Origin of the sequence: Pantoea sp. RG18 (genome assembly GCF_025910075.1) — a bacterium.
In the GTDB taxonomy this organism is placed as follows: Bacteria; Pseudomonadota; Gammaproteobacteria; order Enterobacterales; family Enterobacteriaceae; genus Pantoea; species Pantoea agglomerans.
The window spans coordinates 33,614-58,341 of sequence record NZ_JAPCIL010000009.1; the positions used below are offsets into that span (position 1 = coordinate 33,614).

Annotated in this window: 21 protein-coding genes and 1 other annotated feature; of the genes, 5 read left to right on the forward strand and 16 right to left on the reverse strand. The window is 54.9% G+C overall.

What is annotated here, in order from left to right; all coding sequences use genetic code 11:
• Position 1: 1 nt before the first annotated feature.
• From lspA to ribF, 3 genes are read right to left on the reverse strand one after another with little or no spacing between them, the layout of a single operon-like run.
• Complete coding sequence (gene lspA, locus OK409_RS11315; RefSeq protein ID WP_010253719.1) at positions 2–508, reverse strand: signal peptidase II; 507 nt, start codon at positions 506–508, stop codon at positions 2–4.
• Positions 508–3,324 carry an isoleucine--tRNA ligase gene (gene ileS, locus OK409_RS11320; protein ID WP_033770948.1) on the reverse strand — a complete coding sequence of 939 codons (2,817 nt, stop codon included), beginning with the start codon at positions 3,322–3,324 and terminating at the stop codon, positions 508–510. The genes lspA and ileS overlap by 1 nt, the downstream gene beginning before the upstream one ends.
• A gap of 29 nt (positions 3,325–3,353) precedes the next feature.
• Positions 3,354–4,283 (reverse strand): bifunctional riboflavin kinase/FAD synthetase, encoded by a 930-nt coding sequence (ribF, locus tag OK409_RS11325; protein WP_010253714.1) that lies wholly within the window; start codon positions 4,281–4,283, stop codon positions 3,354–3,356.
• A gap of 306 nt (positions 4,284–4,589) precedes the next feature.
• On the opposite strand from ribF, the gene rpsT reads away from it, so the two are divergent.
• Positions 4,590–4,853 carry a 30S ribosomal protein S20 gene (gene rpsT, locus OK409_RS11330; protein ID WP_008925553.1) on the forward strand — a complete coding sequence of 88 codons (264 nt, stop codon included), beginning with the start codon at positions 4,590–4,592 and terminating at the stop codon, positions 4,851–4,853.
• 38 nt (positions 4,854–4,891) lie between these two features.
• Here rpsT and nhaR read toward each other — a convergent pair whose 3' ends face one another.
• The 4 genes from nhaR to dnaK form a co-directional block, all read right to left on the reverse strand.
• Complete coding sequence (gene nhaR / locus OK409_RS11335; RefSeq protein ID WP_033756520.1) at positions 4,892–5,800, reverse strand: transcriptional activator NhaR; 909 nt, start codon at positions 5,798–5,800, stop codon at positions 4,892–4,894.
• A gap of 30 nt (positions 5,801–5,830) precedes the next feature.
• On the reverse strand, positions 5,831–7,009 hold the full coding sequence (nhaA, locus tag OK409_RS11340) for a Na+/H+ antiporter NhaA (RefSeq protein ID WP_010253702.1): 1,179 nt from the start codon (positions 7,007–7,009) through the stop codon (positions 5,831–5,833).
• Positions 7,010–7,816: 807 nt separating this feature from the next.
• Positions 7,817–8,962, reverse strand: a complete 1,146-nt coding sequence (dnaJ, locus tag OK409_RS11345; RefSeq protein ID WP_010253699.1) for a molecular chaperone DnaJ — start codon at positions 8,960–8,962, stop codon at positions 7,817–7,819.
• A 104-nt stretch (positions 8,963–9,066) separates the two neighbouring features.
• On the reverse strand, positions 9,067–10,977 hold the full coding sequence (dnaK, locus tag OK409_RS11350) for a molecular chaperone DnaK (protein WP_010253698.1): 1,911 nt from the start codon (positions 10,975–10,977) through the stop codon (positions 9,067–9,069).
• 302 nt (positions 10,978–11,279) lie between these two features.
• On the opposite strand from dnaK, the gene satP reads away from it, so the two are divergent.
• Positions 11,280–11,849, forward strand: a complete 570-nt coding sequence (gene satP, locus OK409_RS11355; RefSeq protein ID WP_264367067.1) for an acetate uptake transporter — start codon at positions 11,280–11,282, stop codon at positions 11,847–11,849.
• Between the two features lie 51 nt (positions 11,850–11,900).
• On the opposite strand, the gene OK409_RS11360 is transcribed toward satP, so the two are convergent.
• The 3 genes from OK409_RS11360 to tal all read right to left on the reverse strand — a co-directional run bounded on the left by OK409_RS11360 (position 11,901) and on the right by tal (position 14,982).
• A complete protein-coding gene (locus OK409_RS11360) occupies positions 11,901–13,208 on the reverse strand; it encodes an MFS transporter (protein ID WP_010671691.1) in 1,308 nt (435 codons plus the stop codon).
• A 106-nt stretch (positions 13,209–13,314) separates the two neighbouring features.
• Positions 13,315–13,902 carry a molybdopterin adenylyltransferase gene (mog, locus tag OK409_RS11365; RefSeq protein WP_010253692.1) on the reverse strand — a complete coding sequence of 196 codons (588 nt, stop codon included), beginning with the start codon at positions 13,900–13,902 and terminating at the stop codon, positions 13,315–13,317.
• Positions 13,903–14,028: 126 nt separating this feature from the next.
• The gene (gene tal, locus OK409_RS11370; RefSeq protein ID WP_010253690.1) at positions 14,029–14,982 is read right to left on the reverse strand and encodes a transaldolase; all 954 of its coding nucleotides are present in this window, start codon (positions 14,980–14,982) and stop codon (positions 14,029–14,031) included.
• 209 nt (positions 14,983–15,191) lie between these two features.
• Here tal and yaaA point away from each other — a divergent pair, with 209 nt between their 5' ends.
• Positions 15,192–15,965 carry a peroxide stress protein YaaA gene (gene yaaA / locus OK409_RS11375; protein WP_264367068.1) on the forward strand — a complete coding sequence of 258 codons (774 nt, stop codon included), beginning with the start codon at positions 15,192–15,194 and terminating at the stop codon, positions 15,963–15,965.
• 61 nt (positions 15,966–16,026) lie between these two features.
• Here yaaA and thrC read toward each other — a convergent pair whose 3' ends face one another.
• From thrC to OK409_RS11400, 5 genes are all read right to left on the reverse strand, one after another.
• Positions 16,027–17,310, reverse strand: coding sequence for a threonine synthase (gene thrC / locus OK409_RS11380; protein ID WP_064690530.1), 1,284 nt, complete (start codon positions 17,308–17,310; stop codon positions 16,027–16,029).
• A 3-nt stretch (positions 17,311–17,313) separates the two neighbouring features.
• Positions 17,314–18,243 (reverse strand): homoserine kinase, encoded by a 930-nt coding sequence (gene thrB / locus OK409_RS11385; RefSeq protein WP_010671694.1) that lies wholly within the window; start codon positions 18,241–18,243, stop codon positions 17,314–17,316.
• Positions 18,244–18,245: 2 nt separating this feature from the next.
• Positions 18,246–20,708, reverse strand: a complete 2,463-nt coding sequence (thrA, locus tag OK409_RS11390; protein WP_061703622.1) for a bifunctional aspartate kinase/homoserine dehydrogenase I — start codon at positions 20,706–20,708, stop codon at positions 18,246–18,248.
• Positions 20,709–20,734: 26 nt separating this feature from the next.
• Positions 20,735–20,853: a sequence feature (Thr leader region), on the reverse strand.
• The gene (gene thrL / locus OK409_RS11395; protein WP_071591720.1) at positions 20,792–20,860 is read right to left on the reverse strand and encodes a thr operon leader peptide; all 69 of its coding nucleotides are present in this window, start codon (positions 20,858–20,860) and stop codon (positions 20,792–20,794) included. Its footprint overlaps the feature before it by 62 nt.
• Before the next feature lie 188 nt (positions 20,861–21,048).
• The gene (locus OK409_RS11400) at positions 21,049–21,753 is read right to left on the reverse strand and encodes a tRNA/rRNA methyltransferase (RefSeq protein WP_010253680.1); all 705 of its coding nucleotides are present in this window, start codon (positions 21,751–21,753) and stop codon (positions 21,049–21,051) included.
• A gap of 609 nt (positions 21,754–22,362) precedes the next feature.
• Here OK409_RS11400 and arcA point away from each other — a divergent pair.
• Positions 22,363–23,079, forward strand: coding sequence for a two-component system response regulator ArcA (gene arcA / locus OK409_RS11405; protein ID WP_010253677.1), 717 nt, complete (start codon positions 22,363–22,365; stop codon positions 23,077–23,079).
• A 71-nt stretch (positions 23,080–23,150) separates the two neighbouring features.
• Here arcA and creA read toward each other — a convergent pair whose 3' ends face one another.
• Positions 23,151–23,624 (reverse strand): protein CreA, encoded by a 474-nt coding sequence (creA, locus tag OK409_RS11410; protein ID WP_010253671.1) that lies wholly within the window; start codon positions 23,622–23,624, stop codon positions 23,151–23,153.
• A gap of 194 nt (positions 23,625–23,818) precedes the next feature.
• Here creA and robA point away from each other — a divergent pair, with 194 nt between their 5' ends.
• Complete coding sequence (gene robA / locus OK409_RS11415) at positions 23,819–24,700, forward strand: MDR efflux pump AcrAB transcriptional activator RobA (RefSeq protein ID WP_033756504.1); 882 nt, start codon at positions 23,819–23,821, stop codon at positions 24,698–24,700.
• Positions 24,701–24,728: the final 28 nt, after the last annotated feature.

Here is a 24,728-nt window from a genome sequence, read left to right on the forward strand (position 1 = left end):
CTTACCCTTTCTGTTTAGCCTGTTTGCCGTTCGGGCTGAAAAAGCCCTCCAGCACCACCAATGCAGCACCGATACAGATGCCGCAGTCAGCGATATTAAATGTAGCGAAGTGCCAGTTACCGACATAGAAATCGATAAAATCGACCACAAAGCCATGGTATGAGCGATCAAACAGATTGCCTATCGCGCCGCCGATGATCAGGGCATACGCGATGTTAGCGATCTTCTGACTGGCATGATTACGATACATCATCACGACCAGTGAGATCACGATAGCCAGCGCAATACCGGCAAAGAACCAGCGCTGCCAGCCGCCTTTGTCCGCCAGGAAACTGAACGCCGCGCCGTAGTTGTGCGCGTAGAACAGGTTCAGGTAGGGCATCAGTGGCTGGGTTTCATGCAGCATCATGTTGTTCATCACCCACTGCTTACTGGCGAAGTCGACAACAATCACCACCAGCACCAGCCACAGCCAGCGCAATCCGGTTGATAAAATAGGTTTACGCATCAGGCAAATTCACGCTGTTCGCCGTCACCGGCTACGTTAGTGTAACAACGACCACAGACCTCAGCATGCTCAGGATTCTGTCCGACGTCGGTAGTGTAATGCCAGCAGCGCTGACATTTCTCGCCTTCCGCCTTGTGCAGCGCGATTTTCAGACCTTTCAGCAGCTCACTCTGCTGCGCTTCGTCGTTCGCCAGGGCGTAATCAGCCACCTGTGCGCCAGAGGTCAGCAGCACAAAGCGCAGCTCATTACCCAGCGCCTGCAGTTTAGCCGCCAGCTCCGGATCGGCATAGAGCGTGACCGTTGCTTCCAGTGCGCCACCGATACGTTTATCCGCACGCGCCTGCTCGATCACCTTGTTCACTTCGCCACGCACTTTCAGCAGCTCAGCCCAGTAGGCGTCATTCAGCGCTTCATCTTCAGCCAGGCCAAACAGCCCCTGATACCACTCTTCGGTGAAGACATACTGCGCACGTTCGCCCGGCAGGTAGCCCCAGATCTCATCCGCCGTAAAGGACATGATCGGTGCCATCCAGCGTACCAGCGCTTCGACGATATGCCACAGCGCGGTCTGGCAGCTGCGACGCGCCAGGCCATCGCCTTTCGCGGTGTACTGACGATCCTTGATGATGTCGAGATAGAAGCTGCCCATCTCAATTGAGCAGAACTGCATCAGTCGCTGGATCACTTCGTGGAAATCGTAGTTCTCGTAAGAGGCAACGATATCGGCCTGTGCCGCCTGAGCGCGACCGACGGCCCAGCGATCCACCACCACCATCTCTTCCGGTTTCACCAGATCGGTCGCCGGATTAAAGCCGCTGAGGTTAGCCAGCAGGAAACGCGCGGTGTTACGGATGCGACGATAGGCATCGGCAGAACGTTTAAGGATCTCATCGGAGACCGCCATTTCGCCCGAGTAGTCGGTTGATGCCACCCACAGGCGCAGAATATCGGCGCCCAGTTTGTTCATCACATCCTGCGGCGCAACCGTGTTACCGATCGATTTCGACATCTTGCGGCCCTGACCATCCACGGTGAAACCGTGTGTCAGTACCTGACGATAAGGCGCTTTGCCCTTCATCGCCGTGGAGATCATCAGCGAGGACATAAACCAGCCGCGATGCTGATCGGACCCTTCCAGATAAAGGTCAGGCGCATGTCCGTCAAATTCCGGACGCGCATCAACCACGGAATAGCTGGTTGAACCGGAGTCAAACCAGACATCCAGCGTATCCGGCACTTTTACGTAATGATCGGCATCGTCGCCCATCAGCTCGCGCGGATCGAGATCCCACCAGGCCTGAATCCCCTCCTGCTCAACGCGCTGCGCCACTTTTTCCATCAGCGCCAGCGTGTCCGGGTGCAGCTCTTCGCTCTCTTTATGAACGAACAGCGCCATCGGTACGCCCCAGGTACGCTGACGAGAGATACACCAGTCAGGACGGTTCGCCACCATCGATTCGATACGCGCCTGGCCCCAGTCCGGGATCCACTGCACGCCTTTGATCTCCTTCAGCGACTGCGCACGCAATCCTTTCTGATCCATGCTGATGAACCATTGCGGTGTGGCGCGGAAGATGATCGGCGTTTTATGGCGCCAGCAGTGCGGGTAGCTGTGCAGCAGTTTCTCAACGTGCAGCAGCGCGCCCTTCTCTTTCAGCAGCTCAACGATCATGTCGTTGGCTTTAAAGACGTTGACCCCATCCAGCGTCGGATAGGTGCCTGGCAGATAGCGGCCATCCGGTCCGACCGGATTGGCGGTTTCGATGCCATATTTCTGACCGATAACATAGTCATCCGGACCGTGGCCAGGTGCCGTGTGGACTGCACCGGTACCCGCTTCCAGGGTGACGTGATCGCCCAGTACCACCAGCGACTCAAGCGCCAGGAACGGATGCTGGAATTTCTGCAGCTCCAGCGCCGCGCCTTTACATTCGCCCAGTACCTGCCATTCGCTGACGCCCGCGCGCTTCATCACGCTCTCGACCAGATCTTTTGCCAGGATCAGCGCGCGACCGTCGATCTGCAGCAGCTGATACTCAAATTCCGCGTTTAACGAGATGGCGCGGTTAGCCGGCAGCGTCCACGGTGTCGTCGTCCAGATCACCAGTGAAATAGGACCATTAACCTGTGCCACACCAAACGCCTGACGCACCGCGTCGGCATCAATGGCGTTGAACATCACATCAATCGACGGTGACGTTTTGTCGTAATACTCCACTTCCGCTTCTGCTAAGGCAGAACGGCAATCCAGACACCAGTGCACGGGCTTCGCGCCTTTGTGCAGGTGGCCGTTGCCGATGATTTTACTCAGCGCACGAATGATGTTGGCTTCGGTACCGAAATCCATGGTCAGGTAAGGGCGATCCCAGTCGCCCAGCACACCCAGACGGATAAAGTCCGCCTTCTGGCCTTCAACCTGTTCCGCGGCGTATTTGCGGCACGCTTCGCGGAATTCAGCAGCGGTGACTTTCTCGCCTGGCTTGCCGATCATCTGCTCAACTTTGTGTTCGATTGGCAGACCGTGACAGTCCCAGCCCGGCACATACGGCGAGTCATAACCCGCCATGCCTTTCGACTTAACGATAATGTCTTTCAGAATCTTGTTAACGGAGTGACCAATATGAATGCTGCCGTTCGCATACGGAGGGCCATCATGCAGGATAAAGGTTTTTTTCCCTTTTTTGGCTTCGCGGATGATGCCGTACAGATTGTCGGCATACCAGCGTTGCAACATTCCCGGTTCGCGTTTGGCCAGATCGCCACGCATCGGGAATCCCGTTTCCGGCAAATTCAGGGTAGATTTATAGTCACTCATCAGATTCTCGATTCCGTTTTTCGCTCAGGTTAAAGCAGCCCAAAGAACTGCCGGGCCGTTACCACATCGTTCGCAATTTGTTCTTTCAACGCCTCCAGTGAGGCAAAGCGCTGCTCGTTTCGTATTTTCTGTTTCAGCACCACATCAATGTGACGACCATAGAGATCCATATTGATGTCGAGCAGGTGAACTTCAAGCTGCTGGCGTAAACCTTTTACGGTCGGACGGGTGCCGATATTGGCGACACCTGGCAGTGGCTCGGGCGTCAGACCCCGTACCTCTACCGCATAAACCCCTTTCACCGGCGAGACGCTGCGGCGTAAAGGGAGGTTCGCCGTGGGGAAACCCAGCGTGCGTCCCAGTGCATCACCGTGCACAACGCGGCCGGAAATAGTGAAAGGGTGACCAAGCAGCGACTGCGCCAGCGCTAAATCATCCACGGCCAGCGCCTGACGCACGGCAGTACTGCTGATTCGCTTACCGCCATCACAGAAGGTTTCGGTGCTGACGACCTCAAAGCCGTACTCCGCACCGGCTTTCTGTAATAACAGGAAATCACCCTGGCGACCAGCGCCGAAGCGGAAATCATCGCCTACCGCAAGGTACTTTACGTCCAGCTTTTCGACTAACAGGTCACTGATAAAACGCTGGGCGGACAAGGCCGCAAAGCGACGGTCGAACCGCACGCACAACACTTTATCGACGCCGGCTTCCGCCATGTATCGCAGTTTTTCACGCAGACGCGTCAGACGAGCCGGCGCTTTGTCACCGGCAAACAGCTCCAGCGGCTGTGGCTCAAAAACCATGACCACCACCGGCAGATTACGCTTACGTCCCTCTTCACACAGCCGCGACATCAGCGCCTGATGCCCACGGTGCACGCCATCGAAATTACCAATGGTCAGAACGCAGCCGCGATGCTGCTCGTTAAGATTATGAATACCGCGGATAAACTTCATGGCTGGCCCAAACCGGTGGAAATCGGCGGATTATACCCTTGAAAGCGACTCAGGTTAACCCGTCAGCACGCCTTTCATGCTTTAGGCGCTGCATTTCCTGTTGCAGAAGCGCATGTTAAGAATTTTGTCGCGAAATACTGTATTCAGCGAGGGGAAGCTGGTAGAATCCTGCGCCATCAAATACGTAACCGAGTGCCGCTCTCAGGGCGACGCTTATTTGCACAAATCCATTGACAAAATCAGGTTAGAAGGGCATAGTCCTCGGCCTTTGATTTGTCTCTATAGAACACATTTGGGAGTTGTACCTTGGCTAATATCAAATCAGCTAAGAAACGCGCCGTAACATCTGAGAAACGCCGTAAGCATAACGCTAGCCGCCGCTCTATGATGCGTACCTTCGTTAAGAAAGTATACGCGGCGATCGCTTCAGGCGACAAAGCTGCTGCGCAGAACGCATTCAATGAAATGCAACCACTCGTGGACCGTCAGGCTGCTAAAGGTCTGATCCACAAGAACAAAGCTGCACGTTATAAGTCTAACCTGACTGCACAGATCAACAAACTGGCTTAATTGCCTGTTGTTAATCGCTTTGTTAAAAAAGCCGGCGCTTACGCCGGTTTTTTTTCGTCTGTACCCTGGCGGGGAAAGAGTTCGCTGAAGTCTGCGTGACAGAGTCGCTGCACCGCCGGATGCTGAATCATCCGCTCCGCGAAGAGTATGTGATACTCCTCTGACACCGCGTCGAGCCGCCCGACTTCATATATCCCCTCACGTTGACCCATCTCCAGCAAAGGCGCGACAAAAATCGCATTCTGTCGCGCACCAAACGCCGTCATCAATGCCGCATCATCAAACTCACCCAGAATCTCCACCTGCAGCCCCTGGGTGCTGATCCAGTTGAGGATTTTGCGCCCCAGCATGGAGCGGCGCCCCGGAATCAGCAGGGGACGCGTCTCCAGGCAGGCCGGAAAAGAGAGATCGCTGAGCGGCTGGGTTGACCAGAAACTGATCGCACATTCCCCCAGCTTCACCGAAAACAGCCCTTCCTGTTGGGTGGGGTCGATGGAGCAGTCAGAGATAATCATATCCAGCTTATGCTGACTGAGCTGCTCCAGCAGCATTTCGTGGGTCGATTCAAAACAGCGCAGATGAATTTTCTCCTCTGCGACCACTGCCGTCTCCAGCACCTTGCTGACCAGCTGCTTTGAGAGCGCATCTGCCACGCCAACATCCAGCAGCAGATGGGACTCTTTGCGGTAATTCACAATATCCAGCATCTCCTGACTCAGCATAAACATGCGGTCAGCATAGCGAAAAACCAGCTGCCCCAGCTCCGTCGGTACCAGACCCCGTCCCTGACGCCGGAACAGTTTGCCCTGCAGGCGCTCCTCCAGTGCCTTAATCTGCCCGGTAATGGTCTGTGGCGTCAGGGAGAGTGCCTCTGCTGCTGCCGTAATTGATCCCGCACGGCAGGCGTGCCAGAAGTAGTAGAGATGATTGAAATTGAGCTGATTCATAGAAAAAAGGAGGCTTGCGCCTCCTCTCCATTAACGCAGTTTAATTCGCAGCAGCGTATAGCCGATGACGGCTGAAAGCAGAGAGCCGGTCAGAATGCCCAGTTTAGAAAAGGTCACCAGCTGTTCATGCGCGGCATCAAAGGCCAGCGAACTGATAAAAATTGACATAGTGAAGCCAATTCCGCACAGCACACCAATCGCCATAATATCGCGTATGGTTGTGCCGTTGGGTAATACTGCCAGCCGCAGTTTTACCGCCAGCCAGCAGAAGAGCGTAATGCCTAATGGCTTACCGATTAACAGGCCGAAGATGATGCCTGACGGTTCAGGCGAGAGGACATCACTCAGCGTAATGCCAGCAAGTGAGATACCGGCATTAGCAAAGGCAAACAGCGGCAGAATCATCCAGTTCACCCACGGCATCAGACCATGCGCCAGATGTTCCGCTGGAGAGTGCCCCTCTTTCTTCTCCAGAGGCACGAAGAAGCCCACAATGACGCCAGCCAGGGTTGCGTGGACGCCCGACTTCAGCACGGCGGTCCAGAGTACGATACCCACCAGTATGTAGACTGAGATTCTACGGACGTTAAAGCGGTTCAGGAGTGCCAGCACGACAATTGCGCCTGCAGCCACGCACAGGGAGAGCACTGAGAGGTCACTGGTATAGAACAGAGCGATAATCACAATGGCACCCAGGTCATCAATAATCGCCAGTGCCATCAGAAAGACTTTCAGCGCAACAGGAACACGGCTGCCCAGAAGGGCCAGCACACCCAGCGCAAAAGCAATATCGGTTGCGGTGGGAATGGCCCAGCCGTTACGTGCAATCTCATCACCATGGTTGAAAAGCAGGAAGATCAGAGCGGGTAACGCCATGCCGCCTATTGCCGCGATGACCGGGAAGATAGCCTTGTCACGGCTGGCAAGTTCGCCGACCATCAACTCACGCTTTACTTCCAGGCCAATAACCAGAAAGAAAAGCGCCATCAGCGCATCGTTGATCCACAACAGCAAGTTTTTGCTGATATCCAGCGCTCCGAAGCGGATTTGTACCGGTTCATTCAGCAACGCCTGGTAACCCTGGGCGGTAGCGGCCGTATTGGCGAGGATCATCGCCGCGACCGCCGCCACGATCAACATCACGCCATTGCTGGCATCACTTTCAATAAAACTTTTTAGCAGATTTTTTAATTTGCGCGGCTTGTTCAATGTTCATCTTCCTGAGCAGAGACAGAATGTTAAACAGTGTAACGATTCATATAGTTCGTTAAAAGCAGCTTATACCGCGCTATATGCTCGGTTTCGCCGAGCAGTAATAGCAGTAAACGTCGACATTTTTATGAGTGCTGCGGTGAGGGAGAGATAATGCAGCCATCACAGGCAGGGGATTTAAAGTAAAAAAAGCGGAGCCGGGGCTATAATGCTGGTCAGTTAAGCGACAGGTGATAACGCAGTCTGGTGCCGGGCAGGGGCTGGCGGTCCTCGCGCCGCTTCGCGGTTCCTTCACTTCATTCCTCTGCCTGACGGACCGCCGGGGATGGCACATCCTGTGCCGCCCCGCCTTTCGCCCGCGTCCTGCGGGCTCTCCTGGCAGACTCATTCTGTTCAGCGCTGCGGATTGCCTGCCCCTGCCCGGAATCAGCCTGCTCTGAAACTTCAGTGTGTATTGTTAAAAAGGGCACGAGAATGGAGGCCTGAGCGCCTCTGCTGCTGAAAGGGCTATCCACAGCGCTGAGGCGTGACGGTGGGCCAGAAGTCCACGCCGGGAAGCGTGGACAGTTCGGGGCCGGCCAGGGAGGGCCGATCCCCGAACGGTTCGTCGGCACAACGTCAAAGCCGAAGGTACCGCGTGAGCGGCGCGAGGACGGCCCGGCAGCAGCAGAAGAGGTGCGCTGGCTCGCACTGCGGCTCGCTCGCCCACAAAAAAAGCTGCCACGTTTAACCGTGACAGCCTTTACAAATCTAATCTTAACTGAGCAGCATCAGAGCCGGGGCTCCGCTTTTTATCAGGCAGACTTAACGAGTCAGATCATCAAAGAATTTTTTCACGCCGTCGAAAAAGCTCTTGGAGCGTGGGCTGTTATGCTCGCCGCTCGGGCCGCCAAAACTCTCTTCCAGTTCACGCAACAGCGCTTTCTGTTTCTCATTCAGGCTGACCGGTGTTTCCACCACGACACGACACAGCAGATCGCCGACCGCGCCGCCACGCACAGATTTCACGCCACGTCCGCGCATGCGGAACAGCTTGCCGGTCTGAGTTTCTGACGGCACTTTCAGCTTCACGCGACCATCCAGGGTCGGTACTTCAATCTCACCTCCCAGCGCTGCCATCGCAAAGTTGATCGGCACTTCACAGTAGAGATTGTTCTCTTCACGCTCGAAGATCGGGTGTTTCTTCACCGAGACCTGAACGTAGAGATCGCCTGCTGGTGCGCCCTGCTCGCCCGCTTCGCCTTCGCCGCTCAGACGAATGCGATCGCCGGTGTCGACCCCTGCCGGGATTTTCACTGACAGCGTTTTCGACTTCTCAACACGGCCATGACCATGACAGGCGTTGCACGGATCTTTAATCACCGAGCCGCGACCATGACAGGTCGGACAGGCCTGCTGAACGGTGAAGAAGCCCTGGCGCATCTGCACCTGGCCTGCACCGTGACAGGTTGAACAGGTTTGTGGCTGCGTTCCCGCTTTCGCGCCGCTGCCGTGGCAGACGTCACACTCTTCCAGCGTTGGAATGCGGATCTCTTTGGTCACGCCGCGTACCGCTTCTTCCAGCGACAGCTCCATGTTGTAGCGTAAATCGGCGCCACGGGATGCGCGCTGACGGCGTCCACCACCAAAGATGTCACCGAACACGTCGCCAAAGATATCGCTGAAGTCTGCGCCGCCGCCACCAAAGCCGCCGCCGCCGTATCCACCGCCACCCATACCGCCCTGTTCAAAGGCTGCATGACCATATTGATCGTAGGCCGCACGCTTCTGCGCATCGGTCAGGATTTCGTACGCTTCCTTGACCTCTTTGAATTTGGCTTCGGCTTCTTTGTCACCGGGATTACGGTCCGGGTGAAATTTCATTGCCAGGCGTTTGTAAGCCTTTTTGATTTCACGCTCGTCCGCGGATTTGGCGACGCCTAAAATCTCGTAGTAATCACTCTTCGCCATGTTTATTTAGCCCTTAACATGATCGCACGGGCGTGGAGAGATCTCCTACGCCCGTGCTGGTTTCAACGGCTGTCAGGCCAACCGTCGCGCCCGGTCAGGGGCAATTATTTCTTGTTGTCTTTCACTTCTTCGAATTCAGCATCGACAACGTCGTCATCTTTCTTCGCTGACGCGTCACCGGCATCCGCTGCACCCGCCTGAGACTGCTGTGCCGCTTCCATCAGTTTGCCGGACACTTCCATCAGCGCCTGCATTTTGGCGTCGATTTCAGCTTTGTCTTCGCCTCTCAGCGCAGTTTCCAGCGCGGCCAGAGCGGCTTCGATTGGCGCTTTGTCATCAGCTGACAGTTTGTCGCCCGCTTCTTCCAGCTGCTTACGCGTGCTGTGGGCAATCTGATCGCCCTGGTTACGCGTCTGTACCAGCTCTTCGAACTTGCGGTCAGATTCAGCGTTCGCTTCCGCATCACGCACCATTTTCTGGATCTCTTCATCGCTCAGACCTGAAGAGGCTTTGATGGTGATTTTCTGCTCTTTACCGCTGTTCTTATCTTTCGCCGACACGTGCAGGATACCATCCGCATCGATGTCGAAGGTCACTTCGATCTGCGGCAAACCGCGTGGCGCGTTCTGAATACCGTCAAGGTTGAACTGGCCCAGTGACTTGTTGTCATTGGCGCGCTTACGCTCACCCTGCAGCACGTGAATGGTCACGGCTGACTGGTTATCTTCAGCAGTCGAGAAGACCTGGCTGTGCTTGGTTGGGATAGTGGTGTTCTTGCTGATCAGCGAAGTCATCACACCACCCATGGTTTCGATACCCAGTGACAGCGGGGTAACGTCCAGCAGCAGCACGTCTTTCACGTCGCCACCCAGTACACCACCCTGAACTGCAGCACCGACCGCGACCGCTTCATCCGGGTTCACGTCTTTACGTGGCTCTTTACCGAAGAACTCAGTCACTTTGGCCTGAACCAGTGGCATACGAGTCTGACCACCCACCAGGATAACGTCGTTGATGTCTGAAACAGACAGTCCGGCGTCCTGCAGCGCAACTTTCAGTGGCGCGATTGAGCGAGCAACCAGATCTTCAACCAGTGACTCCAGTTTAGAGCGGGTCACTTTGATGTTCAGGTGTTTAGGACCGGTCGCATCTGCCGTGATGTATGGCAGGTTAACGTCGGTCTGCTGTGCAGAAGAAAGTTCGATTTTCGCTTTCTCTGCCGCTTCTTTCAGACGCTGCATCGCCAGTGGATCGTTGTGCAGATCGATGCCCTGGTCTTTCTTGAATTCAGCAACCAGATAGTTAATCAGGCGGCTATCGAAGTCTTCACCACCCAGGTGGGTATCACCGTTGGTCGCCAGAACTTCAAAGGTTTTTTCGCCGTCAACTTCGTCGATCTCAATGATTGAGATATCGAAGGTACCGCCACCCAGGTCATAAACCGCGATGGTGCGGTTACCCTGGCCTTTATCCAGACCATATGCCAGTGCAGCAGCAGTCGGTTCGTTAATGATACGTTTGACTTCCAGACCTGCGATACGGCCGGCGTCTTTGGTTGCCTGACGCTGCGCATCGTTGAAGTAAGCCGGTACGGTAATAACCGCTTCAGTCACTGGCTCACCGAGGTAATCTTCGGCGGTCTTTTTCATTTTCTTCAGCACTTCAGCAGAGATCTGCGGCGGTGCCATTCTCTGACCTTTCACTTCCAGCCATGCGTCGCCGTTGTCAGCGCCGGTGATTTTGTACGGCATGATTTTAATATCACGCTGTACTTCTTCGTCCTGGAAGCGACGACCGATCAGACGCTTAATTGCGAACAGGGTATTCTGCGGGTTGGTCACTGCCTGACGTTTAGCCGGTTGACCGACCAGAATTTCGCCATCCTGTGTATACGCAATAATTGAAGGCGTGGTGCGATCGCCCTCGGCATTTTCCAGCACGCGTGCTTTAGTGCCATCCATGATCGCAACACAAGAGTTGGTTGTACCCAGGTCAATACCAATAATCTTACCCATCTAAACATCTCCCACTTAAATTCGTTGCCAATTTGGGTTGTGAACCTTTTATGTGGGCGGGTTGTTTGCATTCAACTGCCAGCACATGCTTTTTTTCCAACGTTCACAACGCTCGATGACAAGTAAATGGGGCCGCTTCGATGCGCATCAAGGGCTAAACCAAAAAAAAATTTTTACCTTTGGCCCTGTCGGGATCAAAGAACGCTGCCACAACGCTGAATATGATGCGTCGCCTTGCTCCCCTCAGGGAGCAGGACGAAATCCGTTTATTACATCAACGATCATTTTACTGCCGAGGAACTATGGCAAATTCAACGCTGGCTAACCCTGCCCCGCTGGGATTAATGGGATTTGGCATGACGACCATTTTGCTGAACCTGCACAACACGGGCCTGTTTGCCATGGACGTGGCGATTTTAGCCATGGGCATTTTTTATGGTGGGATTGCGCAGGTGCTGGCCGGTCTGCTGGAGTTTAAAAAGAACAACACTTTCGGGCTGACCGCCTTTACCTCTTACGGCATGTTCTGGTTAAGCTTTGTGGCGATCCTGCTGTTACCTGAAATAGGACTGGCAAAAGTGCCAGACGAACGTTTCCTGGGGGCCTGGCTGGCACTGTGGGGCATTTTCACGCTGTTTATGTTCGTCGGTACGCTGAAAGGTGCGCGGATGCTGCAGTTTGTTTTCGGCTCGCTCACGCTGCTGTTTCTGCTGCTGGCCGTGGCTCATCTTATGCACCTGCCGGCGCTGGTGGTCTCCGCGGGCTGGGTCGGGATACTCTGTGGTGCCAGCGCCTGCTATCTGGCGATGGGTGAAGTGCTGAACGAAACCTTTGGCCGCACCATTCTGCCGATTGGCGCGAAACCACTCTAAGCCTGCCTTTACGCATAAAAAAGACGCGGAGCCTGGCTCCGCGTCCCCGCATTACAAAGAGTTAATCCCCTGCTGCAGGCCAGGCTCGTGGCTGACATCACGCCGCAGCCAGATCCCCGTCAGCAATCCCACCAGCGCCAGCGCCATCACATACCAGCAGGGTGCCATCTCTGAGACGTTCATCAGCAGCGACACAAAGATGGGTGTCAGCCCGCCGAAGATCGCATAGGAGAGGTTGTAGGAAAATGAGAGCCCGGTAAAACGCACTTCTGCCGGAAAGGCGCGCACCATCACAAAGGGCACTACGCCAACGATACCGACGCTGAGACCCGCCACGCCATAAAGCAGGAAGAGCTGCTGTGGATAGAGGGCGGTCAGGTGATAAAACTGCCAGCTACAGATCGCCAGCAGCAGGCTGCCGACACACAGCGTACGACTGGCACCAAAGCGATCGGCCGCGAGTCCGGCAATAATGCAGCCAATGCAGAGCATCACGGTGGCGATGCTGTTGGCCTGCAGGGTCAGCGCAGGCGCGATGCCCTGCTGTTTTTGCAGCCAGACCGGCGACATCAGGATCACCACCACGATGCAGGCGGAAAGCAGCCAGGTCAGCAGCATAGAGATGACAATCGACTTTTTATGCTCTGCCAGCACGGTCTTCAGCGGCAGGGTTTCCGCCAGCGCTTTACGCTGCTGCATCTCAATAAACACCGGCGTCTCATGCAACCAGCGACGCAGGTACATCGCGACCAGCCCGAACACGCCGCCGAGGAAGAATGGGATGCGCCAGCCGCCATCATGGATCGCCTGCTGCGACATTGAGGTATTGATCAGCGTGGCCACCAGCGAACCCAGTAAAATGCCGATAGTCAGCCCGGCCGTCAGCGTGCCGCAGGCGATGCCGATACGTTTATAGGGCACGTGTTCCGCGACAAACACCCAGGCGCCCGGCACTTCACCGCCAATCGCCGCGCCCTGTAACATCCGCATCAGCAGCATCAGCAGTGGCGCAGCAATGCCAATCGTCTGCCAGGTGGGTAAAGCGCCCATCATCAGGGTCGGCAGCGCCATCAGCAGAATGCTCAGGCTGAACATCTTTTTGCGCCCGAGCTTATCGCCAAAATGCGCCATCACGATGCCGCCCAGCGGACGAGCCAGATAGCCTGCGGCAAAAATGGCAAACGTCTGCAGCTGACGCAGCCATTCCGGGATATCCGAGGGGAAAAAGAGTTCGCCAATCACGGTGGCGAAGAAAACGAAGATGATGAAGTCGTAGAATTCCAGCGCGCCGCCCAGCGCGGCCAGCGCCAGGGTCTTGTAATCCTTACCGGTCAGACGCTGAGTGTGAGTCGGATTCATAATATTCCAGAGGCAAAAGAGATAAAGTTGTAAAGATCTTATTACTATACCGTCAATCTTTTGCCACACCAGCAAGGCTATAGCTTATGCCTGAAATGGGGAATATTTAGTTATTTATCTCACGTATAGCGCTTTTAGGCCGAAATGCTGCTACAACGCTGGAATGCGTTTCGACGTAAGGCCCTTCCAGCAACTGTAAACAATAAGGTACAGATGCAAAGATGCCGTGAACTTTTACGTTGCCCTGCTCATCCTTCAGCCCTTCCAGCGTCTCTTTGATCGACTTCGGCTGACCAGGCAGATTGAGGATCAGCGACTGCTTGCGGATCACCCCGACCTGACGCGACAGAATCGCGGTCGGTACGAACTGCAGGCTGATCTGGCGCATCTGCTCACCAAAACCAGGCATTTCACGATCGGCAACGGCTAAGGTGGCATCGGGCGTGACATCGCGTCGGGCCGGACCGGTGCCGCCGGTGGTTAACACCAGATGGCAAAAACGTTCATCGACCAGTTCGCAAATCGCCTGCTCAATCATCGGCTGCTCGTCGGGCACCAGTCGGGACTCAATCTCAAACGGGCTGCTGATTGCGCTGCCGAGCCAGCTCTCCAGCGCGGGAATACCCTGATCCTGATAAATGCCGTTCGCGGCGCGATCGGAGACCGAGATCAGGCCAATGCGTAATGTATTCATGATTAGCTTCGCTGTGATTTACCGCGGTGCGGTTGGAGTAAAAGGGGAATAGCCGAGAGGATAATATAAAGTGAAAGGGTCGGAAAAGGGAAAACCGTGGCAGCCTGCGCCGCCACGGTCAACAGATTACAGCAGTTCTGCCAGCATCTTCTCAAGTTTGCCCTGATCAACGGCAAAATTGCGGATACCTTCTGCCAGCTTCGCAACCGCCATCGGATCCTGGTTGTGCTGCCACAGGAACTCAGACTCGGTCATGCGCGCCGGACGCGCTTTCACTTCGCCGCTGTAGCTCAGTTTACGCTCCAGGGTGCCTTCGCTCTCCGCCAGCTCTTTCAGCAGGGCAGGAGAAATGGTCAGACGGTCACAGCCAGCCAGCTCGATGATTTCGCCGACGTTACGGAAGCTGGCGCCCATCACCACGGTTTCATAGCCGTGCTGCTTGTAGTAGTTGTAGATTTCAGAAACTGAAACCACGCCTGGATCTTCGTGCGCGGCATACTCTTTCTTGTCAGTATTGGCTTTGTACCAGTCGAGGATACGGCCAACAAACGGAGAGATCAGGAACACGCCCGCTTCAGCACAGGCACGCGCCTGAGCAAAGGAGAACAGCAGCGTCAGGTTACAGTTGATACCCTCTTTTTCCAGCTGCTCTGCAGCACGGATGCCCTGCCAGGTAGAGGCCAGTTTGATCAGGATGCGGTCGTTGCTGATACCGGCATCATTGTAGAGTTTGATCAGGCTGCGGGCTTTGGCGATGCTGCCTTCAGTGTCGTAAGAGAGACGCGCATCCACTTCCGTCGAGATGCGGCCTGGGATCAGTTTGAGGATTTCCAGACCAATGTTCACGGCCAGCTTGTCAGAAACCAGCTGCAGTTGCTCTTCTTTGTTGCTGCTCTGATCACGCGCCCAGCCGATCGCTTCATCGATCAGTTTACGGTATTCAGGAATTTGCGCGGCGTTGAGAATCAGAGAAGGGTTGGTGGTGGCGTCTTGTGGCTGATACAGCTTCATGGCTGCAATATCACCGGTGTCGGCGACGACGGTGGTGAGCTGACGCAGGGAGGTAAGTTTGTCCGTCATGTTCTTTTCTCTTAGTTAACTGTCAGTGTGAAAAAAGGCTGTTGCGATAATATCACGCGGCAACGGTGGCGCAAGGTCAGGGAATGCCGTTTACGATAGCGCGAACAAATAGGTGTGATTCGTCATTCTTTGCGGCTTTTTTGGTACACTGCGAAGCCTGATAAGCAGCCAATGCCCTGTTAAACCAGGCATTAACCGAGGAAGCAACTATGTTGATGGTGATCTCTCCCGCCAAGACGCTGGATTATGAAAGCCCGCTGGCGACAACGCGTTTCACCCAGCCTGCGCTGTTAGAAAAGTCACAACAGCTGATTGAAATTGCGCGCGAGCTGTCACCCGCCAGCATCGCCTCGTTAATGGGCATCAGCGATAAACTGGCGCACCTCAATGCCGAGCGCTTCAACAGCTGGCAGCCCGATTTTTCCCCTAAGAATGCCCGTCAGGCGATCCTGGCGTTCAAAGGTGATGTCTACACCGGTTTACAGGCAGAGACCTTCAGCGATAAGGATTTCGATTTTGCTCAGCAGCACCTGCGTATGTTGTCAGGCCTGTATGGCGTGCTGCGTCCACTCGATTTAATGCAGCCTTACCGTCTGGAGATGGGCATTCGCCTGGCGAATCCGGCGGGCAAAGATCTCTACACCTTCTGGGGCGATCTCATCACTGAAACGCTGAATGCCGCACTGGCGGAACAGGGTGATGAGGTGCTGATCAACCTCGCCTCGGACGAATATTTCCGGGCCGTTAATCCTAAGACGCTGCAGGCAAAGATGATTAAGCCGGTGTTCCTCGATGAGAAGAATGGCAGTTACAAAGTGATTAGCTTCTATGCCAAAAAGGCGCGTGGATTAATGAGTCGCTATGTGATTCAGCAGCGCCTGACGAAGCCGGAACAGCTAAAGGCGTTTGATCTGGATGGCTATCGTTTTGATGCAGCCAGCAGCAGCGAGAGCGAGCTGGTCTTTAAGCGCGCAGAGCAGTAACACCCCGCGCCCTCTGCTTTCCACAAACAGGCTTCCCGCAACCGGGAAGCCTTTCACAGGTTTACTTCAGCAGAAACGCCCGCAGCGAGGCGAAATCACCCTTCATCTGATGCGACAGCAGCGGCAGGTCGGCGCGCTCCGCTAACTCCGGCGGCAGCGTCAGGGTCTGTTCAAGAATCGCTTCCACACTTTCGCGGAATTTCGCCGGATGCGCGGTTCCCAGGAACACACCATACTCCCCTTCCTGCAGCTGATCGCGCAACAGACGCCAGGCGATGGCGGCATGCGGCTCGGAAATGTAGCCCATCTCAGCCAGTTCACGCATGGCGGCGCGCGTGGTCTCATCCGAGACCGCACCACAGGCCAGATCGGTTAAGCGCCAGGTTTTACGGCGGAACAGCTCTTCCACACGCGGCCAGTTATTAGGCTGGCTGACATCCATGGCATTCGACAGCGTAGAGACCGTCTGGTTTGGCTGCCACTCGCCGTTGCCCAGGAAGCGCGGCACCGTGTCGTTGGCGTTGGTGGCGGCGATAAAGCGTTTGATCGGCAGGCCCAGCGATTTCGCCAGCAGACCGGCGGTCAAATCACCAAAGTTGCCGCTCGGCACTGACACCACCAGCTGATTACGTTTTTCCTGTGGCAGCTGTGCGACCGCTTCAAAGTAGTAGCAGATCTGTGCCAGCAGGCGGCTGATGTTGATGGAGTTAGCCGAGTTCAGGCCAATCGCGCGCTTCAGATCTTCATCATCAAACGCCTGTTTCACCAGCGACTGGCAGGCATCAAAATCGCCGTCGATAGAGATGGTTTCGATGTTGCCGCCCAGAGTACAGAAGAGTTTCTCCTGCAACGGACTGATTTTGCCCTGCGGATAGAGGATCACCACGCGCACGTTCTTCATGCCGTAAAAGGCGTGCGCCACGGCCGCGCCGGTATCACCGGAGGTGGCGGTGAGAATGGTGATCTGCTCATCTGAGCCTGAAAAATACGACAGCATCTGCGCCATAAAACGGCCGCCGAAATCTTTAAACGCCAGCGTCGGGCCGTGGAACAGCTCCAGACAGGCGATATCTTCGCTGACGGCTTTCACCGGGGCCGGAAAAGCAAAAGCGGCTTTAACACGCTCATGCAGCTGTTGGGCCGGAATCTCGTCACCAATGAAAGCCGAGAGAATTTTGCTGCTGCGGCTGACAAAATCCATCTCCAGCATCGCGTCGATGTCGGTCAGTTCAAACTCCGGCAGTTCCAGCGGAAAGAACAGACCCTGCTGCGAACCCAGACCCTGTTTCACCGCCTGGGCGAAGCTGACCTGCTCGTTGTGATCCTTAAGATTGTAGAGTTTCATGCGTTATCCCAATTGTCGTGCGCCAGCCGTGTCGAGACGGCAGATATGGACGAAGCCTTCATCATTCTGCAGATAGTGCTGGCTCAGCCAGTCAGCCATCCGCTGTGCCGTTTCCATCTGATTGCAAACGGCGAAAAGTGTCGGACCAGAGCCTGAGATACCGCACGCCAGTGCGCCAATATCTTTCGCGGCCTGCCGCGCCTCGGTGAAACCTGGCAGCAGCCGGGTCCGGTAAGGTTCGGCAATCACATCCTGCATAAGTTTAGCTGCCAGCTGCGGCTGACGCGTATGGCAGGCGTGAATGAAGCCAGCCAGCAAGCGGCCATGCCTGATGCAGTCCTCTTTGCGGTACTGCGCCGGTAAAATGGCGCGCGCTTCTGCGGTTGAGACTTTAATGCCCGGATAGGCCATTACCCACAGCCAGTCATCAAAGCCCGGCACCGCCTGGCTGATAATGTCATTCTCCTGCAGCATCAGCTGAATGCCGCCGAGGAAGCAGGGGGCGACATTATCATAGTGCACGCTGCCCGAGATTCGCCCTTCCAGCTCGCCCATCAGGGTCAGTAACGTGCTGTCGCTGAGAGGCTTGCCGCAAAACTCGTTCATCGCCATTAAACCGGCCACCACCGAGCAGGCGCTGGAACCCAGCCCGGAGCCGATGGGCATGTTCTTCTCCAGCGTCATCGCCACCGGGATCGCTTTGCCGATTTCCTGGCAGAAACGCTGCCAGCACTGGTAAACAATATTCTCTTTCGGATCGGCGGGCAGCTTACTGACAAAACGTCCGGCGTTGGTCAGTGAAAACTGCTCTGCCGCTTCCACGGAGACGCAGTCACCCAGCAGGGAGCCATCTACCGGCGAAACCGCCGCGCCCAGCACATCGAAGCCGACGCTGACGTTACCAATCGAGGCCGGTGCGTAAATTTTTACCATGATTAAACTCCCAACTTCCATGACAGTGTCCGCAGCAGGTCGGCAAAAACACCGGCCGCTGTGACATCATTTCCTGCACCGTATCCGCGCAGCACCAGCGGAATCGGTTGATAGTAGCGGCTGTAAAACGCCAGCGCATTCTCGCCGTTTTTCACCTTATAGAGTGGATCGTTGCCGTCAACGGCGTCGATCTTCACTTTGCAGATGCCGCCCTCTTCAATCACGCCAACATAGCGCAATACTTTGCCCTCATCCTGCGCCTGCGCAACCCGGGCGGCAAAAGCGTTATCCAGCTCAGGCAGACGCTGCATAAACTGCTCAATGTCCTGGATTTCGGTCAGGCTGGCGGGCAGCAGCGGCTCAATCTCAATGTCGCTCAGCTCCAGCTGATGACCCGCTTCACGGGCCAGGATCAGCAGCTTACGCGCCACATCGGTGCCGGAGAGGTCGTCACGCGGATCGGGCTCGGTAAAGCCCATCTCACGCGCCATCGTTGTCGCCTGCGACAGTGACATTCCGTCATCCAGCTGGCCGAAAATGTAGGACAGCGAGCCAGAGAGGATACCGGAGAAGCGCAGCAGCTCATCACCGGCGTTCATCAGGTTCTGCAGGTTTTCGATCACCGGCAGTCCGGCGCCGACGTTGGTATCATAAAGGAATTTACGCCGCGATTTGGCAGCGGCGGCGCGCATCTGCTGATAGTAATTCCAGGATGAGGTGTTGGCCTTTTTGTTTGGCGTCACCACATGGAAACCTTCGCTGAGAAAATCAGCATACTGATCGGCGACCGCCTGGCTGGAGGTACAGTCCACAATCACCGGATTGAGCAGATGATACTCTTTCACCAGACGGGTCAGACGACCGAGATTGAACGGCTCTTTCGCTTCACCTAATGCCGCCTGCCAGTTGCTTAAATCGATGCCGTGGACGTGGGTTAACAGCGCACGGGAGTTAGCGATGCCGCAGACGCGCAGGTCGATATGCTTTTTCTTCAGCCACGCCTGCTGGCGATGTAACTGATCCAGCAGCGCGCCGCCGACGCCGCCGACGCCGACCACAAACACTTCGATTACCTGATCGGTGGCGAACAGCATCTGATGCACCACGCGAACCCCGGTGATCACTTCATCATTGTTCACCACCACCGAGATTGAACGCTCGGAGGAACCCTGAGCAATCGCCACGATATTGATATTGGCGCGCGCCAGCGCCGAGAAGAATTTGGCTGAAATGCCGCGCAGCGTGCGCATGCCATCGCCCACCACCGAAATCACCGCCAGGTTTTCAATGATATCCAGCGGATCCAGCAGGCCATCTTTGAGCTCCAGATAGAACTCCTCCTCCAGCACCTGACGCGCCCGCGCCAGCTCGCTCTGCGGCACGCAGAAACTGATGCTGTATTCGGAAGAGGATTGGGTGATCAGCACTACAGAGATGCCGGTGCGCGACATCGCCGCAAAGACTCTGGCCGCCATCCCGACCATCCCTTTCATGCCAGGACCAGAGACGTTGACCATCGCCATATTATTCAGGTTGGTGATGCCTTTTACCGGGTTCTCATCCTGTTCGCCTTCTGCTCCAATCAGGGTGCCGGGTGCCTGCGGATTGGCCGTGTTTTTGATCAGGCAGGGGATCTGGAACTGGGCAATGGGCGCGATGGTGCGGGGATGCAGCACTTTGGCGCCGAAATAGGAGAGCTCCATCGCCTCCTGATAGGACATCGACTTCAGCAGGCGCGCATCCGGCACCTGACGCGGATCGCAGGTATAGACGCCATCCACATCAGTCCAGATTTCACAGCAGTCGGCGCGCAGACAGGCAGCCAGCACAGCGGCTGAATAGTCTGAACCGTTACGGCCCAGTACGACCAGTTCGCCTCGCTCGTTACCAGCCGTGAAGCCTGCCATCAGGATCATGTTCTGCGGCGGAATCTGACTCGCTTCAATGCGACGGGTTGATTCGGCGATATCAACAGTGGATTCAAGGTAGTGGCCGACCGCCAGCAATTTCTCCACCGGATCGATCACGCTGACCTCATGGCCGCGCGCCTGCAGCAGCGTTTCCATGATCGCAATCGAGAGTTTTTCACCGCGGCAGATAATCGCCGCGTTGACGCTGTCCGGGCACTGTCCCAGCAGGCTGATACCGTGCAGAACCTGCTTCAGCTGCGCAAACTCCAGGTCAACGCGGGTTTTCAGTCGATCGTACTCAAAGCCCGGCTGCGCGTCAGCCAGTCCCTGCAACAGCTCGCTGAAGATGCGTTCGGCGTCGCTGATATTCGGCAAAGCATCCTGACCACTGATGGTTTTTTCAATCATCGCCACCAGATGGTTAGTGATCTTTGCTGGCGCAGAGAGCACGGTTGCAACCTGTCCTTGTTGCGCATTACTTTCCAGAATGTCAGCGACGCGAAGAAACCGCTCCGCATTCGCTACCGAGGTCCCGCCGAATTTCAGCACTCGCATAATATAAACTCTCCTGAATTTAAGCCGAAAAAAAAGCCCGCACTGTTTAGGTGCGGGCTTATTTTCTGTTTTTCCTGTATGCGTCAGCCCGCACCGTTACCTGTGGTAATGGTGGTGGTAATAATTGTGGTGTTCAGGCTGATTTTACGCATTTAGATTTATTTTCTGTCTGTTTTTGTCTGTCCGTCTTGCTTCCAGAAGTAAAGCAAAGCGCACATTAAGTCAACCCGATTTGTCCGGCGGACAGATTTCCACCACTGCGCACAGCCACCGGTGAAAGCGTAAAACGCTGTTCGATCGGTTGCTATGCAGAAATTCCCTGCGATCTGTTGCTGTAAAATCAGCTTTTTGCCGAGGATTTATCTGTGAGTTTTTTTTCAATATCGTGCAGCAGACGATGCAGCATCGCACTGTCGCGCTGTTCCAGCAGCCCCACCCGCTGATCAATCCAGTCTGACAGCTTCTCATCATCACTGACCTCCAGTTGCGCCAGCAGCTGATGGAAACGCTGACGCAGCGCCTGCAACTGCTGCCCATCCGCCGCAGAGGCTTTTGATGCCTCAACCTGATTCAGCTTCGACAGCTGATAGCAGTAGACCATCACCGCCTGTCCGAGATTGAGTGAAGGATAGTCATTCGCCATCGGGATGCCGGTCAGCAGGTCTACAAGCTCCAGCTCCTCGTTGGTCAGCCCGCTATCTTCGCGGCCAAACACCAGCGCCATACTGTTTACCCACTGGCGTTTCTCCAGCAATTGCGTTTCAACCTGCTCCGGTGTGGCGTAATAACGAAACTTTGCCCGGCTGCGCGCGGTGGTCGCGACCGAAAAATCGATGTCCGCTAACGCGTCGGCCAGGGTTGCAAAGGTCTGAACGTTGTCGAGAATTTCGCCGGCACCATGTGCCACCCGGCGCGCGGCGGGATCCTGCCAGGCGTCACTGGCAACGATGCGCAGCTGGCTGAATCCCATGGTTTTCATGGCACGCGCCGCAGCGCCGATATTTTCTGGCCGCGCGGGCGAGACGAGAATCAGGGGAAAAAGCATATTTATTCCATTGGTCCATTAACATAACGCCATATTAACATGGCTGTTAATGATTCAGTCGCCAGAAGGTAATAAGAAAATCGTGTGTTAACCATGTTAAAACTGGTTAAAAGTGATGGCCTGAATCTTTTTATCCCTGAAACGAGCTTTATTAAAGAAATCATTATTAAACCATTTAACTTCAACGAGATAGAATGTGATTTCCGGCGGGTTTTATTTTGGCCCGACTGCGTAAAAAATGTAACGAAAATGATGCTTTTTGTGAGCTAAACAGGCAATCTGCGAGAAGTTTTTCACAAAAGTGTTAACGTGCTACAATTGCATTTGATATAAGTCAACGAAGCGTTGTTTTTATGCTTATCGGTTGTAGTTGGTGCTGTTAGGTTGCTGTTAATACAGTTAGGATATGCGCCATTATCATTAACGCCCGGGGCATGCAATTTTCATCCTGACTGGCTGAGCTAATACTGTTGTTGACGTTGATAGATGGCTTATCAAAATATGATTTCGTACAACGGTTCAGCGCGGCCCGCCGCTCTCGATGATGGAGAACGCCATACCGCTGTACGCCCTGTTTTCAATTTGTTGGCAAATTTTAGGTAGCTAAACATGCAGACCCCGCACATTCTTATCGTTGAAGACGAACTGGTCACGCGTAATACCCTCAAGAGTATTTTTGAGGCGGAAGGTTATGTGGTGTATGAGGCGACTGATGGTGCTGAAATGCATCAGGTGCTGACCGACAATGACGTTAACCTGGTCATCATGGACATCAACCTGCCCGGTAAAAACGGCCTGTTGCTGGCCCGTGAACTGCGTGAGCAGGCCAATGTCGCTCTGATGTTCCTGACCGGTCGTGACAACGAAGTCGATAAAATTCTTGGTCTGGAAATTGGCGCTGACGACTACATCACCAAACCGTTTAATCCGCGTGAGCTGACTATTCGTGCCCGCAACCTGCTGTCGCGCACCATGAATCTGGCCATGCCAGGCGAAGAGCGTCGTCAGGTAGAGAGCTACAAGTTCAACGGTTGGGAGCTGGATATCAACAGCCGCTCACTGATCAACCCGAACGGCGAGCACTACAAACTGCCACGCAGTGAGTTCCGCGCCATGCTGCACTTCTGCGAAAACCCGGGCAAAATTCAGACCCGTGCCGATCTGCTGAAAAAAATGACCGGCCGCGACCTCAAGCCACACGATCGCACCGTTGATGTCACCATCCGTCGTATTCGTAAGCATTTCGAATCAACGCCGGACACGCCAGAGATCATCGCCACCATTCATGGTGAAGGTTATCGCTTCTGCGGTGACCTGCAGGATTAAGCCCCTGTCAGACGCGGCAAATAAAAAACGCCCCTGCGGGCGTTTTTTTTGTCCTTAGCGTGACGGCATAATCAGTGCCACGGCATAATTGGCACAGCGCTAATCGCATTTTTCGGTGAGCCATCAACCACTTTATCGGAATAGGTCAGATAGACCAGGGCGTTGCGCTTTTTGTCGAAGAAGCGTACAACCTGCAGCTTCTTGAAGATCAATGAGGTGCGCTGGCGGAATACCACTTCACCCTCTGCTTTGCCCTGCGCGATTTTATCACTCAGTTCGACCGGACCCACCTGCTGACAGGAAATCGCGGCATCAGAGGTATCTTCTGCCAGACCCAGTCCGCCTTTAATACCCCCGGTTTTCGCCCGGCTGATATAACAGGTTACATTTTTAACGTCCGGGTCATCGAAAGCCTCAACGACAATCTTGTGGTCAGGCCCGAATATCTTGAATACCGTATCAACAGAGCCAATCTGTTCGGCAAACAGCGGGCTGGAAAAGGTCAGCGTGGTCAGCGCAGCGATCATAAGTCGGAATATTGTCATGGAGTTACCATTGCAAATGGAATAGATGAGAATGTAATGTACTGTTAATCGAGTTAATGACCAAACCAAAACGGGTTGAAGCCCGTACTGATTTAGCACAACCTTCCCCGGAAAACGGCCCACGTCTTTTGAGCAATGAGTGCTAATATTCTTCGAATGCGTTTAGCTGCACCACCAGAGTATGAGGATGTTTTATGGACCAAGCCGGTATCATTCGCGATTTGCTTGTCTGGCTGGAGAGCCATCTGGATCAACCCCTTTCACTGGACAATGTTGCCCAGAAAGCCGGTTACTCTAAATGGCATTTACAGAGGATGTTTAAAGACGTAACCGGACACGCAATAGGTGCCTATATTCGTGCGCGTCGTCTGTCTAAAGCCGCCGTGGCGCTGCGCCTGACCAGCCGCCCGATTCTGGACATCGCACTGCAGTATCGTTTTGATTCACAACAGACTTTTACTCGCGCATTCAAGAAGCAGTTTGCTCAGACACCGGCGTGGTATCGCCGCTCTTCCGACTGGAACTCATTCGGTATTCGCCCCCCTATTCGCCTGGACGATGAGACGCAGCCGGAACCGGCTTTCGTCACCTTACCGGAGACGGTGCTGGTAGGACAAACCCAGAACTACACCTGTATTCTGGAGCAGATTTCCAGCTACCGCGACGAAATGCGTATTCATTTCTGGAAGCAGTTCCTGCTGGAAACCGACACGGTGCCGCCGGTACTGTATGGCCTGCATCAGGTGCGCGCCAGCCAGGACAAAGATGATGAGCAGGAGATTCTCTACACCACGGCGGTGCCTGCTGACAGCGCGGTTAACCTGCACTCCGGCCAGAACGTGATTCTGGAAGCGGGCGACTACGTGCAGTTCACCTATACCGGCCCGCGCGTCAATCTGCAGGAATTTATCCTGCTGCTCTATGGTACCTGCATGCCGACGCTGGGGCTGACCCGCCGTCAGGGACAGGACATCGAACGCTTTTACACCGATGGCGGTAAAAAACGCGCTGAGCCACCGACCGAGATCCGTTGCGAATATCTGATTCCCATTCGCCGCCAGACCGTAGCCAGCTGACGTTAAGGCTGCCGTCATCGCGACGGCA

Excerpts from the sequence above, each read along its gene's own strand:
- lspA (WP_010253719.1), bottom strand. The coding sequence starts at position 508 with ATGCGTAAACCTATTTTATCAACCGGATTGCGCTGGCTGTGGCTGGTG.
- ileS (WP_033770948.1), bottom strand. The coding sequence starts at position 3,324 with ATGAGTGACTATAAATCTACCCTGAATTTGCCGGAAACGGGATTCCCG.
- ribF (WP_010253714.1), bottom strand. The coding sequence starts at position 4,283 with ATGAAGTTTATCCGCGGTATTCATAATCTTAACGAGCAGCATCGCGGC.
- nhaR (WP_033756520.1), bottom strand. The coding sequence starts at position 5,800 with ATGAATCAGCTCAATTTCAATCATCTCTACTACTTCTGGCACGCCTGC.
- dnaJ (WP_010253699.1), bottom strand. The coding sequence starts at position 8,962 with ATGGCGAAGAGTGATTACTACGAGATTTTAGGCGTCGCCAAATCCGCG.
- dnaK (WP_010253698.1), bottom strand. The coding sequence starts at position 10,977 with ATGGGTAAGATTATTGGTATTGACCTGGGTACAACCAACTCTTGTGTT.
- satP (WP_264367067.1), top strand. The coding sequence starts at position 11,280 with ATGGCAAATTCAACGCTGGCTAACCCTGCCCCGCTGGGATTAATGGGA.
- OK409_RS11360 (WP_010671691.1), bottom strand. The coding sequence starts at position 13,208 with ATGAATCCGACTCACACTCAGCGTCTGACCGGTAAGGATTACAAGACC.
- mog (WP_010253692.1), bottom strand. The coding sequence starts at position 13,902 with ATGAATACATTACGCATTGGCCTGATCTCGGTCTCCGATCGCGCCGCG.
- tal (WP_010253690.1), bottom strand. The coding sequence starts at position 14,982 with ATGACGGACAAACTTACCTCCCTGCGTCAGCTCACCACCGTCGTCGCC.
- yaaA (WP_264367068.1), top strand. The coding sequence starts at position 15,192 with ATGTTGATGGTGATCTCTCCCGCCAAGACGCTGGATTATGAAAGCCCG.
- thrC (WP_064690530.1), bottom strand. The coding sequence starts at position 17,310 with ATGAAACTCTACAATCTTAAGGATCACAACGAGCAGGTCAGCTTCGCC.
- thrB (WP_010671694.1), bottom strand. The coding sequence starts at position 18,243 with ATGGTAAAAATTTACGCACCGGCCTCGATTGGTAACGTCAGCGTCGGC.
- thrA (WP_061703622.1), bottom strand. The coding sequence starts at position 20,708 with ATGCGAGTGCTGAAATTCGGCGGGACCTCGGTAGCGAATGCGGAGCGG.
- OK409_RS11400 (WP_010253680.1), bottom strand. The coding sequence starts at position 21,753 with ATGCTTTTTCCCCTGATTCTCGTCTCGCCCGCGCGGCCAGAAAATATC.
- arcA (WP_010253677.1), top strand. The coding sequence starts at position 22,363 with ATGCAGACCCCGCACATTCTTATCGTTGAAGACGAACTGGTCACGCGT.
- creA (WP_010253671.1), bottom strand. The coding sequence starts at position 23,624 with ATGACAATATTCCGACTTATGATCGCTGCGCTGACCACGCTGACCTTT.
- robA (WP_033756504.1), top strand. The coding sequence starts at position 23,819 with ATGGACCAAGCCGGTATCATTCGCGATTTGCTTGTCTGGCTGGAGAGC.